Source organism: Arcticibacter sp. (genome assembly GCF_045629565.1).
Taxonomy (GTDB): Bacteria; Bacteroidota; Bacteroidia; order Sphingobacteriales; family Sphingobacteriaceae; genus Arcticibacter.
This window is the reverse complement of record NZ_JAZQRL010000015.1, coordinates 16,440-32,459: the sequence shown is the minus strand read 5'-3', so window position 1 is coordinate 32,459 and position 16,020 is coordinate 16,440. Positions and strand designations below refer to the sequence as shown.

13 protein-coding genes and 2 tRNA genes are annotated in these 16,020 nt (G+C 44.2%); 5 read left to right on the top strand and 10 right to left on the bottom strand.

All coding sequences use genetic code 11. The annotated features are described in order from the left end of the window. Nucleotide 1 precedes the first annotated feature (1 nt). Genes ACKI5J_RS02230 through sufB form a run of 4 tightly spaced genes read right to left on the bottom strand, consistent with a single transcriptional unit; the run spans nucleotide 2 to nucleotide 4,817 of the window. Entirely contained in the window at nucleotides 2-1,255 is a 1,254-nt protein-coding gene (locus tag ACKI5J_RS02230) for an aminotransferase class V-fold PLP-dependent enzyme (RefSeq protein WP_407426072.1), read from the bottom strand. A 28-nt stretch (nucleotides 1,256-1,283) separates the two neighbouring features. Beyond that, a complete protein-coding gene (sufD, locus tag ACKI5J_RS02225; RefSeq protein ID WP_407426070.1) occupies nucleotides 1,284-2,609 on the bottom strand; it encodes a Fe-S cluster assembly protein SufD in 1,326 nt (441 codons plus the stop codon). Continuing rightward, a complete protein-coding gene (sufC, locus tag ACKI5J_RS02220) occupies nucleotides 2,590-3,348 on the bottom strand; it encodes a Fe-S cluster assembly ATPase SufC (RefSeq protein ID WP_407426068.1) in 759 nt (252 codons plus the stop codon). Before sufC ends, sufD begins: the two co-directional genes overlap by 20 nt. Nucleotides 3,349-3,374: 26 nt before the next feature. Next, a complete protein-coding gene (gene sufB / locus ACKI5J_RS02215; RefSeq protein WP_407426066.1) occupies nucleotides 3,375-4,817 on the bottom strand; it encodes a Fe-S cluster assembly protein SufB in 1,443 nt (480 codons plus the stop codon). Nucleotides 4,818-4,898: 81 nt separating this feature from the next. On the opposite strand from sufB, the gene ACKI5J_RS02210 reads away from it, so the two are divergent. Then, the gene (locus ACKI5J_RS02210; protein ID WP_407426064.1) at nucleotides 4,899-5,576 is read left to right on the top strand and encodes a helix-turn-helix transcriptional regulator; all 678 of its coding nucleotides are present in this window, start codon (nucleotides 4,899-4,901) and stop codon (nucleotides 5,574-5,576) included. Between the two features lie 3 nt (nucleotides 5,577-5,579). Here the strand turns inward: ACKI5J_RS02210 and rpe are convergent, their stop codons facing one another. Further along, on the bottom strand, nucleotides 5,580-6,251 hold the full coding sequence (gene rpe / locus ACKI5J_RS02205) for a ribulose-phosphate 3-epimerase (protein ID WP_407426062.1): 672 nt from the start codon (nucleotides 6,249-6,251) through the stop codon (nucleotides 5,580-5,582). A gap of 173 nt (nucleotides 6,252-6,424) precedes the next feature. Here rpe and rocD point away from each other — a divergent pair, with 173 nt between their 5' ends. From rocD to ACKI5J_RS02185, 4 genes are all read left to right on the top strand, one after another. Next, nucleotides 6,425-7,672 carry an ornithine--oxo-acid transaminase gene (rocD, locus tag ACKI5J_RS02200; protein ID WP_407426060.1) on the top strand — a complete coding sequence of 416 codons (1,248 nt, stop codon included), beginning with the start codon at nucleotides 6,425-6,427 and terminating at the stop codon, nucleotides 7,670-7,672. Nucleotides 7,673-7,699: 27 nt separating this feature from the next. Continuing rightward, entirely contained in the window at nucleotides 7,700-8,380 is a 681-nt protein-coding gene (locus ACKI5J_RS02195; protein ID WP_407426058.1) for a hypothetical protein, read from the top strand. A gap of 479 nt (nucleotides 8,381-8,859) precedes the next feature. After that, nucleotides 8,860-11,169, top strand: coding sequence for a TonB-dependent receptor (locus ACKI5J_RS02190; RefSeq protein ID WP_407426056.1), 2,310 nt, complete (start codon nucleotides 8,860-8,862; stop codon nucleotides 11,167-11,169). A gap of 19 nt (nucleotides 11,170-11,188) precedes the next feature. After that, complete coding sequence (locus tag ACKI5J_RS02185; RefSeq protein WP_407426054.1) at nucleotides 11,189-11,842, top strand: hypothetical protein; 654 nt, start codon at nucleotides 11,189-11,191, stop codon at nucleotides 11,840-11,842. 133 nt (nucleotides 11,843-11,975) lie between these two features. Here ACKI5J_RS02185 and ACKI5J_RS02180 read toward each other — a convergent pair whose 3' ends face one another. From ACKI5J_RS02180 to ACKI5J_RS02160, 5 genes are all read right to left on the bottom strand, one after another. Continuing rightward, nucleotides 11,976-13,310, bottom strand: a complete 1,335-nt coding sequence (locus ACKI5J_RS02180) for a polysaccharide lyase family 1 protein (protein WP_407426052.1) — start codon at nucleotides 13,308-13,310, stop codon at nucleotides 11,976-11,978. Between the two features lie 99 nt (nucleotides 13,311-13,409). Beyond that, nucleotides 13,410-14,840, bottom strand: coding sequence for a pectate lyase (locus ACKI5J_RS02175; protein ID WP_407426050.1), 1,431 nt, complete (start codon nucleotides 14,838-14,840; stop codon nucleotides 13,410-13,412). 365 nt (nucleotides 14,841-15,205) lie between these two features. Beyond that, a tRNA-Leu gene (locus tag ACKI5J_RS02170) sits at nucleotides 15,206-15,291 on the bottom strand. Nucleotides 15,292-15,343: 52 nt separating this feature from the next. After that, nucleotides 15,344-15,419, bottom strand: a tRNA-Gly gene (locus tag ACKI5J_RS02165). A 98-nt stretch (nucleotides 15,420-15,517) separates the two neighbouring features. Further along, nucleotides 15,518-16,006, bottom strand: coding sequence for a regulatory protein RecX (locus ACKI5J_RS02160; protein ID WP_407426048.1), 489 nt, complete (start codon nucleotides 16,004-16,006; stop codon nucleotides 15,518-15,520). Between the last annotated feature and the right edge of the window lie 14 nt (nucleotides 16,007-16,020).

Here is a 16,020-nt window from a genome sequence, read left to right as displayed (position 1 = left end):
ATTAAATTAAGATCCGAATAGCTCTTTTCAAACTACTCATAAAGAGATCAATCTCTTCTTTTGTGTTATAGACGGCAAATGATAAACGTAAAGTCCCCGGAATTTTATAGAAATCCATGACCGGTTGAGTGCAATGATGTCCGGTACGAACGGCAATACCCATTTTGTCGAGTAAAACCCCGATATCGTAAGGATGTGCGCCGTCCACAACTAAGGATATGGCACCTGCCTTTTGTCCTGCCGTACCAATTATCTTGACTTCAGGTATTTCAGAAAGGCTCTCAGTCGCATACCGCAGGAGTTCAGATTCATGGCGTTCGATATTATCCAGCCCCACCTCTTTGATAAACTCTAATGCAGAAAGCAAAGTGATCGCTCCCTCAATATGAGGAGTTCCTGCTTCAAACTTAAACGGAAGATCATTGTACTCTGTACCTTCAAAAGTTACAGTTTTGATCATATCACCCCCTCCTTGATAAGGAGGTAGTTTATTCAGCCACTCCTCTTTACCGTAAAGGATGCCGATACCGGTCGGCCCGTACATTTTGTGTCCAGAGAATACCAGAAAATCACAATCAAGATCCTGTACATCCACTTTGGTATGCTGTACAGCCTGAGCGGCGTCCACCAGAACAGGGATACCTCGCTCATGTGCGAGTCTGATCACCTCCTTAACCGGATTAATGGTGCCAAGGCTGTTTGACACATAGGTCAATGATACAATCTTCACCTTGTCATCCAAAAGCTTCTCATATTCCTCCATCAGCAGCTCACCCGCTTCATTCATAGGGATAACTTTCAGAGAAGCCCCTTTCTTTTCACATGCAATCTGCCACGGAACAATATTGGAATGGTGTTCCATCGCTGATATCAGTACAGAATCGCCGGGACCTAAGGCATAAGACCCGAAGGCATCTGCAACCAGATTAATCCCATCGGTCGTTCCTTTGGTGAAAATTACTTCATAGGCATGCGAGGCATTAATAAACTCTGCAACTGCATTCCTGGTAACCTCGTATGCGTCGGTCGCCTTCTGACTAAGAAAATGTACACCCCTATGAATATTACTATTTATAGTCGAGTAATAATCTGTTATCGCCTGAATCACAGCCTGAGGCTTCTGCGTTGTGGCCGCATTGTCAAAGTACACCAATGGTTTCCCATAAACACTTTGCTGCAATGCAGGAAAGTGTTTATTAATGGGTTCTCCCTTATATATAAGTGATGTTTCGTTCTGATCTGTAAATGCTTCCATGAATTCGTTTTTCAAAACTGTTCAAAAATTATGCAACAGTCAGATTCTCACTTTGCAGTTTTTTGAATAAAAGCTCCGAAGTGTAATCCTGCAAAGCAGGGATTGTTAGCCTGTCAAGCACCTCGAAGATAAACGACTGCATAATCATCTTCTTTGCTAAATCTTTACCAATACCTCTGGTCTGAAGATAGAACAAGGCCTCGTCATTCATTTGTCCGATTGTAGATCCGTGAGAACACTTCACATCATCAGCAAAGATCTCGAGCTGAGGCTTACTGTTCACCGTCGCGTTATCACTTAACAACAAATTGTTGTTTTGTTGAAATGCGTTCGTCTTCTGAGCATCTTGTCTCACAAACACCTTGCCATTAAAAACAGCGTGAGAGCTATCAAGCAGTACACCTTTATACACTTCGTTGGTATTGCAATGAGGTGACTGGTGATCTACAAGAGTGTGATTGTCTACATGCTGACTGCCTGTCAATATGTATGCGCCAAGCAAATTTGTTTCCGTTCCTGTTCCCTGAAGTTGGAAATTCAGATCGTTCCTGAGCAAACTTACTTCGCTTAGTGAGATATTCGAGTTATTGACAACGCTGTTGCGTGCCTGTAACACTTCTCTGTGCTGAACAAAATAAGTATTCTCGCAGAGTGTATTGATCATATGGGTATGCAATACCGCAGATTCATGAATGTCTTGTTCACTTACGTAACTGATAAACAACGGATGCACTACAGATGCTGAATGATATGTTTCGATGATCGTTGCCTCACTATGCTGCTCAGCGATAATCAGCATACGATAAGGTATGAATTCAGGATGAACATTCACCGTAAATACATGCGACACATGGATCGGGGTTTCTACCACTGCATTTGCAGCGACATGAAAAACACTAACCTCTGTAAAAAAAGCCGTATTTAAAGCCAGCATAGACGAATCCTCTTCCGTAGCAATTGAACCGATCTTCTCAGACCATCGAGGATCAGCAAGAGTCGCACTGGTCTCATAGAATGAGATTCCTTCCGGAAGAGCATCTGACAATTCCGGAGCATATTTTCCGTTTACCAATACAACATGAACTGCCTCTAGGTTATCAATTTTATTGGTATTGTCGACGGTGTGGCTATGATCGATGGTCCATTGCAAGTCGTCTTTCAATGCTGAAGCCAGACTCGTGAACTTCCACTCTTCATTCTTTCTGGTAGGAAAACCCAGTTCCTTAAACACAGAAAATGCATGATTACGCTTCTCTGTCAGACCAGCTGGTTCAGAAGGTAATACTGTTGACTGCTTTTGTTCAAAACGATCAGTCAAATAATTATAAAACTTATTATACAATCCCTGTTTCATGTTGTGTTATCCAGTCATACCCTTTTTCCTCTAACTCAAGCGCTAACTCTTTCGTTCCCGATTTGATAATACGTCCATCATACAAGATGTGCACAAAATCAGGCACTATGTATTCCAGTAAGCGTTGGTAGTGGGTAATGATGACAAAGGCATTATTCTCGTTGCGAAGCTTATTTACTCCACTCGCCACGATACGCAAGGCATCAATATCCAGACCAGAATCTGTCTCATCCAGGATTGCCAACTTAGGATCAAGCATTGCAAGCTGCAAAATCTCGTTACGTTTCTTCTCCCCTCCGGAAAAACCCTCGTTAAGCGATCTGTTGACCAATGAAGATTTCAACTCAACAAGCTCTTGCTTCTCCTTCAACAACGTCAGGAACTCCTTTGAAGTCAACTCCGGCAAACCCCTGTATGCACGAATCTCAGAAAGAGCAGTTTTAAGGAAATTAATGTTTGATACACCTGGTATTTCTATAGGATATTGGAAAGCAAGGAACAATCCTTCACGGGCACGATCCTCAGGAGCCATGTCCAATAAGTCTTTATTATCCAGTAGAACTTCTCCTTCACTCACCTCATACTCTTCCTTGCCTGCTAATACAGAAGCTAATGTACTCTTACCTGACCCGTTAGGGCCCATGATTGCGTGAATCTCGCCAGCGTTAACCTTTAGATTAATCCCTTTAAGGATTTGTTTTCCTTCAATCGAAGAATGAAGATTATTTATATTAAGCATGTTTTTATTAAAATTTATCAATACAACTATCCAACACTGCCGTCCAGCGATATAGCCAATAATTTTTGAGCCTCTACAGCAAACTCCATAGGAAGCTTGTTCAGTACTTCCCTAGCATAACCGTTAACGATTAGCGCAACTGCTTTCTCACTATCAATACCTCTTTGGTTCAGGTAGAATACCTGATCCTCACCAATCTTAGAAGTGGTCGCCTCATGCTCTACAATAGAAGTACTGTTTTTGCCTTCAATATAAGGGAATGTATGAGCACCGCAACGATCGCCTATCAAAAGTGAATCACACTGGGTGAAGTTACGGGAATTAGTTGCATTCGAATGAATAGACACTAAACCGCGGTAGCTGTTATGGCTGAAGCCCGCAGAAATACCCTTTGAGATAATACGGCTTTTCGTGTTCTTTCCAAGGTGGATCATCTTCGTTCCCGTATCAGCTATCTGCCTGTTACGGGTCAGTGCCACTGAATAGAATTCACCAGAAGAATTATCACCTTTTAAAATAACACTTGGATACTTCCATGTGATAGAAGAACCAGTTTCCACCTGGGTCCAGGAAATTTTAGAATTGTTTCCTTTACAAATCCCCCGTTTTGTAACGAAGTTATAAACACCTCCCTTACCGTCTTTATCACCCGGATACCAATTCTGAACGGTAGAGTACTTAATCTCCGCATCGTCGAGGGCAACAAGCTCTACAACTGCAGCATGAAGCTGATTCTCGTCACGCATGGGCGCTGTACAACCCTCCAGATAACTTACATAGCTACCTTCGTCAGCAATTACTAATGTGCGCTCAAACTGACCGCTGTTCATCGCATTGATACGGAAATAAGTGGACAGTTCCATCGGACAACGGACTCCTTTCGGTATATAAGCGAACGATCCGTCAGAGAAGACAGCTGCATTCAGGGCTGCGAAAAGGTTATCCCCAACAGGGACGACCGTTCCCAAATATTTTTTAACCAACTCGGGATGTTCCTGCACCGCTTCTCCAAATGAACAGAAGATTACACCTATCTCAGCCAACTTCTCTTTAAAGGTGGTCGTAACAGATACACTGTCAAACACCACATCAACAGCAACCCCTGACAGCATTTTTTGCTCGTCCAGCGAAATACCAAGCTTAGCGAATGTCTCCAATAGCTCCGGATCAACTTCGTCTAAGCTATTCAGCTGTTTCTTCTTAGGTGCTGCATAGTAGGAAATAGCCTGAAAATCCATCTCCGGAAAATCGAAATTCTGCCAATCTGGTTTCTCCATTTCGTGAAACCGTTTTAAGGCCTTCAGGCGATATTCTAGCAACCACTCTGGCTCATTCTTCTTTGCGGAGATAAAACGTATGGTATCTTCGTTCAAGCCCGGAGGTAGAATCTCCGTCTCGATATCGGTAGAGAACCCGTACTCATATTCACTCGTGGCAAGCGTTTCTAATAACTCTTGGTCTTTACTCATAGCTAACTTATTAAACCTATTTTCCAATCCAGGGATTTTGATGCTACAAAACCTCTCAAAAAAAATTCTGGCTTTTATTTAATGCAAAGTTACTACTTTTGCATTAAACAAGTAAAAACTTGGAAAATATTTATGCGAACAAATAGGTTCTTACAACTTTTAAAAACAAGAGGGCCTCTAAACGCCAAAGCCATCGCCAGCGAATTAGGCATGACGAGCGAAGGAGCACGTCAGCACCTGATCAAACTGACTGAAGACGGCCTCTTAAAATCCACCTCCATCTCTAATGGTGTTGGAAGACCTGTGCAAATATATGAACTTACGGAATATGGCCATGCTCATTTTCCCAACAACCATGCAGCACTCAGCGTGGAGCTTCTTAACGCAATCAAAAATGAGTTAGGCGAAGACGCTCTTGATATCGTCCTCATCAAGCGTGAAAATGAAGCGATTAAGCGTTATGCCGAACTATTAAAAGAAGAAGTCGGATTGGCTGATATCCTGAAAAGATATACCGCAATCCGCTCGCAGGAAGGCTATATGGCCGAGTGTATCAGGGTATCTGAAAACGAGTTTACACTGCTAGAAAACCATTGTCCGATTGGAGCCGCCTCCAACGCGTGCTCCGGCTTTTGCCACTCAGATATGAAGATCCTGCAACAAGTTTTAGGTAATGAAGTCACTATTATTCAGGAGCACACTATCGCACGCGGCCAGCGCTTATGTTCTTACACAATTACCCTCAACGGTAAAAAATGACATTTAAATCAGTTTTCTCCCTGTTTCTATTGTCTTTAAAGAATGAATGGTAGAAATTGGGTCTTCAGCACTGAAAACGAAATTACCCGCTACCAGTACATTTGCTCCCGCCTCGAGTAGCAAGGGCGCATTATCGAGATTCACCCCTCCGTCTATCTCAATCATCAAACTGTCGTTAATAGCAGAGGACAATTCCCTGAGCGACCTCACCTTTTTGTAAGTCTGTGAAATAAACTTTTGCCCACCAAAGCCAGGATTAACTGACATAATCAGAGCTAAATCAATATCCTCAACTACATCTTCTAACAAAGAAACGGGTGTATGCGGATTAAGTGCTACTCCTGCTTTGCATCCTAAGCTTTTAATAGCATCTATCGTCCTGTGGAGATGAGTACATGCTTCATAATGCACGGTGATTACCGAAGCTCCGGCTTTGGCAAACGCTTCAATGTACCGATCTGGATCTGTAATCATCAAATGAACATCCAGTGGCTTCTTTGCATAGCGGTTTATAGCCTCAAGTACCGGAAAACCAAACGATATATTCGGAACAAATACACCATCCATTATATCGACGTGAAACCAGTCAGCATCAGATCTATTAACCATTTCTATATCACGCTGCAAGTTCGCGAAGTCCGCAGCAAGTACCGAAGGAGCAATAAGATAATTCATAATTCAAAGATACTCTTTCGCCAGCTTTTTACCTGTTTTATTTGATTTCGAATAACCCCTTTCTGGCTGACTGCATATCTTTACGTTCTCTGGAAATTGCCGAATATTTCTATATTTAATCGACTCGCCGCTTAGACAATGCGGCGGGCTCACGACACAATAAAACTTATGCCATGAAATCGAATCTCTCCAGCCTGGACGCAATCGCCCTTGAAGAAAAGTATGGCGCGCACAACTACCATCCTCTACCAGTGGTTTTAACCAAAGGCCAGGGTGTGTTTGTATGGGACCCCGAAGGTAAAAGATATTTCGACTTCCTTTCAGCATACAGCGCTGTTAACCAGGGACATTGTCATCCAAAAATAATTACCGAACTTATTGAGCAGGCCTCTCAGCTGACGCTGACATCCCGTGCGTTCTATAGTGCCAAACTTGGAGAATGTGAGAAATTTATTTCCGAATTTTTCGATTACCAAAAGGTACTCATGATGAATTCAGGTGCAGAGGCCGTTGAAACAGCCATCAAGCTAGCCAGAAGATGGGGATATGTTAAAAAGGGCATACCGGACCAAACCGCAAAGATCATCGTAGCGAATGAGAACTTTCACGGCCGTACTACCGGCATCATTTCTTTTTCCTCAGATCCTGACTCTACCAGGAATTTTGGACCTTACATGCCCGGGTACACAAGCATTCCCTACAATGATTACGAGGCTTTGGAGAAAGCAATAAGTACCCCCGATATATGCGCTTTCCTCATCGAACCCATTCAGGGGGAAGCAGGGATAAAGATCCCTGAGGAAGGATACCTCAAAAAAGCACTTCAGCTCTGCCGGCAACACAATGTACTGTTTGTTGCCGACGAAATCCAGACCGGCATCGCGAGAACCGGCAAACTGCTGGCTTGTCACTATGAAGATGTTCGGCCCGATATCCTGATCCTGGGAAAAGCACTCTCAGGAGGCGCGCTCCCTGTATCAGCCGTACTTGCTGACGATGAAATCATGCTTACTATTCAACCTGGTGAACATGGATCCACTTTCGGCGGCAATCCACTCGCCTGTGCAGTTGCTATAGCAGCACTTTCCGTAGTCAGAGATGAAAACCTCGCAGAAAATGCTCAAGAGATGGGCAAATTGTTCAGAGCCGGCCTGACCGAGATGAAATCCCGGTATCCACAGGTCATCTCTGTCGTACGTGGACGAGGCTTACTAAACGCCGTAGAAATATTACCTCTGAAAGATGGCCGTACTGCCTGGGATCTTTGTGTCGCTCTTAAAGATAATGGTTTGCTCGCCAAGCCCACACACGGCCATATTATCAGGTTTGCGCCTCCTCTTATAATAACGGCGAAACAAATGATTGAATGTCTCCAAATAATCGAAAGAACGCTTGAAACTTATACCACCTCTGCATGTTAACCATACAACAGTATTAGTGGTATCATAATGAAAAACCGTTACTTAATTTTATTTTCTATTCTTTTTATCGCGTCAACAGGCGCAACCAAGGCGCAGTCAGTAGATTCCATCCTCGGCATGGGCCAGGAGATACTCCAGAAAGAACGCATCTTCAGCGTGAAAGGGATTGGTATGGCCTTTCCTATCGGCGGGGTGTCCGATGTATTACGACCTCGATTCTCGTCTTCTATCGGACTGCAGATCCTGGCAAAAAACCGGAAACATTTCCTCTATCCCTCTCTTGACTACCTGAACTACAAATACGACCAGATTAACCTTGATCCGGACTACGACTACATCACCAAAAATGCAAACGCTACCTTTTACATGGGTAGCATCGCATACGGATACATGAAAAATATCAAAAAATTCAGGATATTCGGGTCTGCCGGTGTAGGAGGTGGAATTGTCAATGAGCCGAGGTCACGGATAGATGTTGAAGCCGGAGAAGTCAATTACAGGAATAAATCGTCTCTTTCCGGAATCATCAAGCTTAATACAGGCCTCGACTATGGCGCCCGGAGATTTAAGTTTTTTGCCGAGTTGAGCTATATGCAAAACACCAAAAAAATACAGGGTCATAACCTGCAAACCTTCGCTGTAAATATCGGAACTAAAACAAATCTATTCAGACTGGCGAAGAGCATAGACGGGATCAGAAAAAAATAACATATTTACTTTGCACCTTCCATTTTTTAAATGCAACTTTGTAATATTAAGCGTCAGAGTTGAGAATGAAGAGAATTTACCGCCTTGTATCTATAGTGATGTTGGTGACGTTAATGTCAATCCAACTGGTACAAGCTGCCCATCATCATCATGACGATGTAAATCACTTTACAAAGTATCCTCACAGCAGTTCTCAGGAAGACTTTCAGCTTGCAAGCCCAAAGTGCTTTATTTGTACCTTCCACTCGAATCAAAACTTGTCGGCGGCCATAGTTCCCGCAGTATTTGAGCTTGTCCACTATACGACAACGTCTCTCCAATTACAAGCAGAGTGCCACTGCGCAGTCAACTCTAATTATCATCGCAAATCCTACAATAAAGGCCCGCCCTTTCCGGTTACATTATCGTTTTAAATATCTCAGATCAGATCTTCGATAGAGATCTGCCGACAATTTACGTCATCCGGAACACAAGTAAATATGAAATTAAGGGTATTCACATGTATTGCCCTCTTATGCTATGGCCTGTCATCATCTGGCCAGACTAAGGGAAATAAATGCACTCATACTGTCAGCGGAATCGTGTCCGATACCGACACCGGACAGCCCATATCAGGAGCAACAATCCAAATAGACGCGAAAAGCGGAATCACCAGCAGAGAAGGTACATTCATAATAGACAGCGTTTGCGAAGAGAGAGTACTGGTAACTGTCAGAGCAATCGGTTATGATTCTTTTCAGAAACAAGTACGAATCAGGAAAGTACAGAAACTGGAGATCTCTCTCCATACTCAAGACATCAAGTTGAACGAAGTCGAGATCACTGGCCATCGTTCTTCCGTTCCCACGTCCAATGCAGCGACTACAATCAGTGGGACTGAACTTGATCGCACCCGGGGAGGTAACCTTGCAGAAGCTATGAAGAGCATCAGCGGAGTTAATATGCTTCAAACGGGAAGTACAATTTCCAAACCGGTCATACAAGGTTTGCATAGTAACCGCATACTTACCCTTAACAACGGAATCCGGCAGGAAGGTCAACAATGGGGTTCCGAGCATGCACCCGAGATTGACCCCTTTATTGCCAGGCGGATCACCGTGATCAAGGGAGCAGAAGCGATCCGCTACGGCGCAGAAGCGATCGGAGGCGTTGTTCTCGTTGAGCCGCCTTCTCTGCCTCATTCTTCGGAAATCAAAGCTGAGTTAAACCTCACCGGAGCCAGTAATGGAAGAGCCGGCACCGTCTCAGGTATGATCACCGGAGGTCTGCCTAAGCTTCATGGCTTCGGATGGAGAATCCAGGGAACCGCTAAAAAAGCAGGAAATGTGAAATCTGCCGACTATTATCTTGAAAATTCCGGAATGCACGAAACAAACTTCTCCGCAGCTGTCGGTTATCATACCGAGCACCTGGAGACCGAAGTATACTACAGTCACTTCCAAACCGAACTGGGTATATTCAAAGGGGCGCATTTCGGCAATCTCACTGATCTGCAAGACCGCATAGCATACGGACGACCGCTTTTTGATGGAAGCTTCACCTATAAGCTCGAAGCTCCACTGCAAAAAGTTAGTCACGACCTCCTGAAGCTGAAATCACATTTCCATTTGTCAAACGGAGCTTCGGTTAATGCTACATACGGCTTCCAATCCAATAACAGACAGGAATACGACCTTCGTAGAGTGCTAAACGCTACACCTTCGCTAAATCTGAAACTTCACTCCCATACGCTTGATCTCAACATAGAAAATATGAGTACTTCGGGACTAAAAACCATTTTAGGCTTAAGCGGACTGATGCAGATTAACAATAATGTTCCGGGAACCGGCATTACACCTATGATCCCTAATTACGATTCCTTTGGCGCAGGCGCCTACGGCCTGGTTAAACTGTTCAAACGAAATTACGAACTGGAAGTCGGGGCACGTTACGACTATCGGAATCTTGACGCCCTGGGTTACAACCGCGATGGTCAACTATACGGTGATGTGCACAATTTCCATAACATATCCCTCTCCGCAGGTGGCGTTCTTCACCTGAACAACCACTTCCACCTCCGGAGTAATTTTGGAACCGCCTGGCGCCCCCCTGTCGTCAGTGAACTTTATAGTGATGGATTGCATCATGGAACCGGCTCTTATGAGCGTGGCGATGCAGGCTTAAAAAGTGAACGAGCATTCAAATGGATGAATTCAGTAGAATTTGAAGCAGGTAAGTTCAGTCTGAACCTTGACGCCTATGTCAACTTCATTCACGATTATATCTACCTGGCTCCATCAGACACCTATTTCGAGAATATCCGCGGCACATTCCCAGTCTTTAACTACCAGCAGACTAACGCCCGTTTTCTGGGAACGGACCTTACAGCAGCCTATCAGGTCCTGCCTTTCCTCATGTATGAGATAAAAGGGTCCATTGTTCGGGCTAAAGACACCCGGAATAAACTGTACCTGCCCTGGATCCCGTCAGACCGGGTCGATAACAGCCTGAGACTGAAGCTCCCTAATACCGCAGCGCTGTCTGATAGCTACTTGCGGATACAATACCAATATGTTTCAAAACAAACGAGATACGACGAAGGATCTGACTACACTGCTCCCCCTTCAGCCTATCACCTGCTCAACCTGGATGCAGGCTTTCAGATAAAGACAGGAAAAAATAGCCTGTCACTCAATCTATCAGTCAATAACTTAACAAATAAGCTTTATAAGGAATACATGAACCGGTTCCGCTATTATGCGCATGATACCGGCCGCAACTTCATTTTAAGAGCTACTTACAGAATTTAACGCATTAAATAAAATGATCATGACTAAGAAAAATCACATATTCGCATTCGCATTTATCCTTTTATCAGCTTTCCTACTCGGATCCTGTAGTAAGGATACCCCACAGCCCGAAGTAGAACAGGAGGAGCCGGACAGCGCACTCCTTACCTTCATAAAGCTCGATGCAAACGGCAATGAAACACCAACAAAAATCACAGTCGACTTTAAAGACCTATCACATGACCACGATCATGGCCATGCACACGCAAGGACTGTAAGCGTTTCGGCACAAGAAGAAGAACATGATCACGACCATACGCACATTCACCTGGACCCCAACTCAACCTATCGTTTACAAATTGAGATGTACCGCAAAGGTGAAATGATCAACAATGAATTTATCAAAGCCGCTGATGAACACCAATTCTTTTTCTTTGCAAAAGACGAGGAAGGCAAACCGGTAGCAAACTTTTTCAACTACGTGTATGAAGACAGAGACCAAAACAGTCTTCCAATTGGACTCAAAGGCAGGTTCTCCACTTTAGGTGCAGGAACGGCAGACATACAAGTTATTCTAAGCCATGGCCTGGATAAATCAAAAGTACCGGCAGGTGTATATAACTACGCAAATTATTCACTGATCGGCGACACGGATATGGATCAAACGTTTGAACTTCATATAGAAGTCGAATAGATCGCCGTATTCCTATTTCATGCCCTGCATATCAATCGATATGCAGGGTTTCAGCATGGATTTGCCCATGATCAAACAGCTCCTTTCGCCAAAACGTACAGCCTGTTACCCATTCAGTATCAGGACATGGTGCTTACCAGATATGGTTGATATACATTTCAAGCATGGTATAGCCATCCTTTGCAATGTTGTTCCGGTCTCCCGGATTTTTCGGGTCAAGTCCGTTTTCCTTTTCCCATTTATCAGGCATACCGTCATGATCTGTATCAACAGGTGGAGAGACTGACTTCAGCGTTGGCCAACCACCCACATCGTTTTGCGATTTGACGATCTTCCCCGTTCTGTTCCTGATATCATTCACTATACGAGAATCAACCCCATCCCGTTTGGGCAAGGTGGCACCTCCGGATTCCAGCACCCGTCTGTACGCCGTTTCAGCATCTTCCAACCGCAAAGGGCCCGTCTCCATTGGCTTGTCTTGCTTATAAGCGCTAACCTGGTCAGCCGTCCAGCTTGTTGGAAAATTCAGCACGCTCCATGGATCATCTGAATGTTTGCCGTTATAGTAATTTCCTTCAAAATACGCGCGATTATAAGGCGATCCTTCAGAATAAGCGAACCCTGCTACCTTCGAATCCGGTCCTGGAATCAAGTAGTTATCGACATAGTTAAGCTGTGTAACGCTTACTTTGTCGGCATTATATCCCGCATGTCCTCCGCCCCAGTTATAGATAACATTGTTCCTGAAATCGAGCAGTAAACCTTGCGGGTCCTGGTGGTATGGATTTGAATCGTAATTGCCAGGGCGGGGATTCCTGCCGCGGTTATTCGCATAAAGATTATGGAGATAGCTGTACTTTGCACCTCCTGTTCCCCTGATCAGAGATCCGAAACCGTGATTGTCCGGATTAAGTCCTTCTGTGATAAAACACCATTGTACAGTCACCCTGGTGAGATCCGGCTTTTTGGTAGAGGTTGATAATATTTCGTCCAGGCTCCAGCTTGCTGAACAATGATCCACGATAATATCATGCCCCTCCGAAATACTGATCGCATCTTTCCCCTGCAAACTACCCTGTCCATGCAAACCATCACCAAGACGCACACGAATGTAGCGCACGATGACATTGCTCGTATTGATCTGAAGGGTTTCACCTTTCAGACAAATGCCGTCGCCTGGTGCTGTCTGTCCCGCAATGGTAATATAGGGCTTGTTGATGTTCAACCTGCTTTTAAGCTCGATAGTGCCCGACAGTCCGAAGACAACAGTCCGAGGACCTTCCTGATCCACCGCCCATCGCAAACTACCGGGACCACTGTCATTCAGGTTAGTTACATAAATAACTGCCCCGTTGCGTCCCCCTTTTGCGTATGCACCAAACCCCTCTGCACCCGGAAAAGCCAGTTGCTGCGCAGTAACAGACTGCACAAACACAGAAAAAATAAGTCCAAAAAATATCCGTTTCATATATTAATTTTCTACCTTTTAGCGAAGTACCCTTGGGGCATGTCCCTATCGCGTGCAGGCATTATCTATTCACGCAGTTGCTCAAGCAATTTTCACCTCTTACGTGATGCTGTTAAGATATCTCTCCAGCATCGTGTAACCATCAGCAGTTACTTTATTCCGGTCCTGAGGGTCTGTTGGATCAAGACTATTCTTTTCTTCCCAGTCATCCGGTATGCCGTCGTGGTCAGTATCGATGGGCGCAGGCAAACTCTTCAGCTCCGGCCATCCGCCTGCATCTTTCTGGGAATCAATAATTCCTGATTTTTCTGGCAGAGCTCCTTCTTCCCCGCCAGCCTGATAACCTCCGCCGAAGGTAGCATAACCTCCCTTCGTTTCACTTACAATCCTGGAATCGACCGCATCTCTTCGCGGTATGGTAGCCCCTGCGTTTTCAAGCACCAATTGATAAGCTTTTTCAGCATGTTGTTGATTAATTTGCATAGATGGCCAGGGTTTATCAGCTTTGATCTTTTCAAATGGGATCTTTGTCTGTACCCCTCCGTCCCAATTATTTGCCGAGACCTTTGGATGACCTGCCACCACATTATCCGCTATGTACCATTTACCAAAATCGTCCGTCTCATTTCTGGCACTGGGGTTGGCAATCCGGTACGACACTTCCCCCGCTCTTGAAGCTGGACCCCTTTTATAATAATTTGCCACAATGTTAAAATTCGAAGAATCAAATTTATTCCGCTCAGCGCCCTGTTGTTGAGCCTCGCCGCCATAAAGGCTATTGTAACCCCAGTTATAAATTACGTTATTCCTATAATCGGTATAGCCGGCACCAGAGGCCATCCTCGGGTTTCGGCTGCTATGATGGGCCAATAAATTATGATGGTAAGTACCGTAATTACTGCCCCAAATCGCACCGTATCCATGACTTCCCTTTACATGGTTTGATCCATACAAACTTTCGGATATCAAACACCATTGCACCGTGATACTGTCACAGTGGTAAACTGAGAAGCATTCATCAATACTCCAGCTGGCTGATATATGGTCTAATATGACATGTTTGGTATACCTGCTTGATACCGCATCGTAATCTTTACCGGATACATCACCGGGTCTTACTCTGATGTATCTGATGATGACCTGATCTGCATTAATATTAAGAGGATGATTTTTCAAACAAATACCATCACCGGGCGCAGTCTGGCCAGCAATGGTGATATATGGATGTTTAATAACTATAGGACTTTCCAGCTCTATATTGCCCGATACCCTAAAGACTACAGTTCGCGAACCAGACGCTTCCACAGCAGCCCGTAAACTCCCTTCTCCCCCGTCATTCAGATTTGTTACTTCGTAGACTTTTCCACCTCTGCCGCCAACAGTGAACTTCCCGTATCCTTCAGCGCCGGGGAACGCTATCGCCTGGGAGGATATGCCCTGCTTCTGGGCATACTTATAAGAAGTGCAAGAGCTGCCGGAAATTATCAATCCTGCAAAGAAAGCTACACTGGAAAAAAGGTATCGTTTCATTCTCTCTCTCTTAAAATTTCATCCGCTCGACTTGTTAACAGATGACAGAGCCTATCCATTCAATAAGGCTGATTAGTTTACATTCCAGATGAGTCAATCCAGAGGTCCTAAATTAGCGCATATAGATGGTTACCAGGTGCAAAAACTGACAAAAAAGGTTAAAAAATTGACAGAAGCATACATCGCTGCTCCCTTGAAATAAATTAGCGTTGCTGATAGATTAAAAATCGCCAGAAGGTGGAATGACTATAGGATGATCCTTGGAATGTCACGCGTAATTACCCACGCTGTGCGTCATTGGCTGTACGACTTATATCAGAAAAAAGCCCTGTAAGTTAGACACTTACAGGGCTTTTTATTTATCGTACTGAAGGCGGGAATCGAACCCGCACTCGCTTTAAGGCGAACAGGATTTTAAGTCCTGCGTGTCTACCAGTTCCACCACTTCAGCAGGTTATAAACCTTTTTAAACTTAAATCCCTTCTCGGTAGGGAGAAGGGATTTGGAGCGAAAGACGAGATTCGAACTCGCGACCCCGACCTTGGCAAGGTCGTGCTCTACCAACTGAGCTACTTTCGCATTACTTGGTGTTTATCGCAACGTTGTTCCGTTTTGATGATGCAAATATAGAGAGAAAAGCGTTGCTGTCAAGCCCAAAAGTTATTTTTTTTCAAACTTTATAGTAATTCACTGGATTTCAGCACATCAAAAATCAAATCATTTTCATAGCCTTTCATCAAACCATATTGAATAAGCTTATTTTTCCTTTTGAAGGGATCCGTCTCATGAATCTGTGCTGCCTTTTTTGTTAAAACAGCACTTAAGGTATTCATATAATCCTCATCATCGAGCTCCTTCAGCGCTTTAACAATAAGCTTGTCCGAAACTTTCTTTGCCTTTAAACCCATTTTAATCTTAATCCGGCCCCATTGCTTCATTCTAAACTTACCGAGAGCATAAGTGCGGGCAAATCGTTCTTCATTCAAAAAGTTATTTTGGATAAGTTCCGAGATGAGCCCCTCTACCTCGTCACTTCTCAACCCATAGTCATAGAGTTTATTACGGACTTCCTGCTGTGACCTCTCCTGGTAAGCGCAGTAATGCTCCGCCTTAGCTAGTGCTGCCTTCTTATCAAGTAATTTATTAACCGGTTTCTCGAAATCCATTTTATCGTATATAA

What these genes read in the sequence shown, in the direction of transcription:
- rpe (WP_407426062.1), bottom strand. Translation starts at nt 6,251, where the DNA reads ATGAATTATCTTATTGCTCCTTCGGTACTTGCTGCGGACTTCGCGAAC.
- sufD (WP_407426070.1), bottom strand. Translation starts at nt 2,609, where the DNA reads ATGAAACAGGGATTGTATAATAAGTTTTATAATTATTTGACTGATCGT.
- ACKI5J_RS02230 (WP_407426072.1), bottom strand. Translation starts at nt 1,255, where the DNA reads ATGGAAGCATTTACAGATCAGAACGAAACATCACTTATATATAAGGGA.
- ACKI5J_RS02180 (WP_407426052.1), bottom strand. Translation starts at nt 13,310, where the DNA reads ATGAAACGGATATTTTTTGGACTTATTTTTTCTGTGTTTGTGCAGTCT.
- ACKI5J_RS02190 (WP_407426056.1), top strand. Translation starts at nt 8,860, where the DNA reads ATGAAATTAAGGGTATTCACATGTATTGCCCTCTTATGCTATGGCCTG.
- rocD (WP_407426060.1), top strand. Translation starts at nt 6,425, where the DNA reads ATGAAATCGAATCTCTCCAGCCTGGACGCAATCGCCCTTGAAGAAAAG.
- ACKI5J_RS02160 (WP_407426048.1), bottom strand. Translation starts at nt 16,006, where the DNA reads ATGGATTTCGAGAAACCGGTTAATAAATTACTTGATAAGAAGGCAGCA.
- sufC (WP_407426068.1), bottom strand. Translation starts at nt 3,348, where the DNA reads ATGCTTAATATAAATAATCTTCATTCTTCGATTGAAGGAAAACAAATC.
- ACKI5J_RS02185 (WP_407426054.1), top strand. Translation starts at nt 11,189, where the DNA reads ATGACTAAGAAAAATCACATATTCGCATTCGCATTTATCCTTTTATCA.
- ACKI5J_RS02175 (WP_407426050.1), bottom strand. Translation starts at nt 14,840, where the DNA reads ATGAAACGATACCTTTTTTCCAGTGTAGCTTTCTTTGCAGGATTGATA.
- ACKI5J_RS02210 (WP_407426064.1), top strand. Translation starts at nt 4,899, where the DNA reads ATGCAAAGTTACTACTTTTGCATTAAACAAGTAAAAACTTGGAAAATA.
- ACKI5J_RS02195 (WP_407426058.1), top strand. Translation starts at nt 7,700, where the DNA reads ATGAAAAACCGTTACTTAATTTTATTTTCTATTCTTTTTATCGCGTCA.
- sufB (WP_407426066.1), bottom strand. Translation starts at nt 4,817, where the DNA reads ATGAGTAAAGACCAAGAGTTATTAGAAACGCTTGCCACGAGTGAATAT.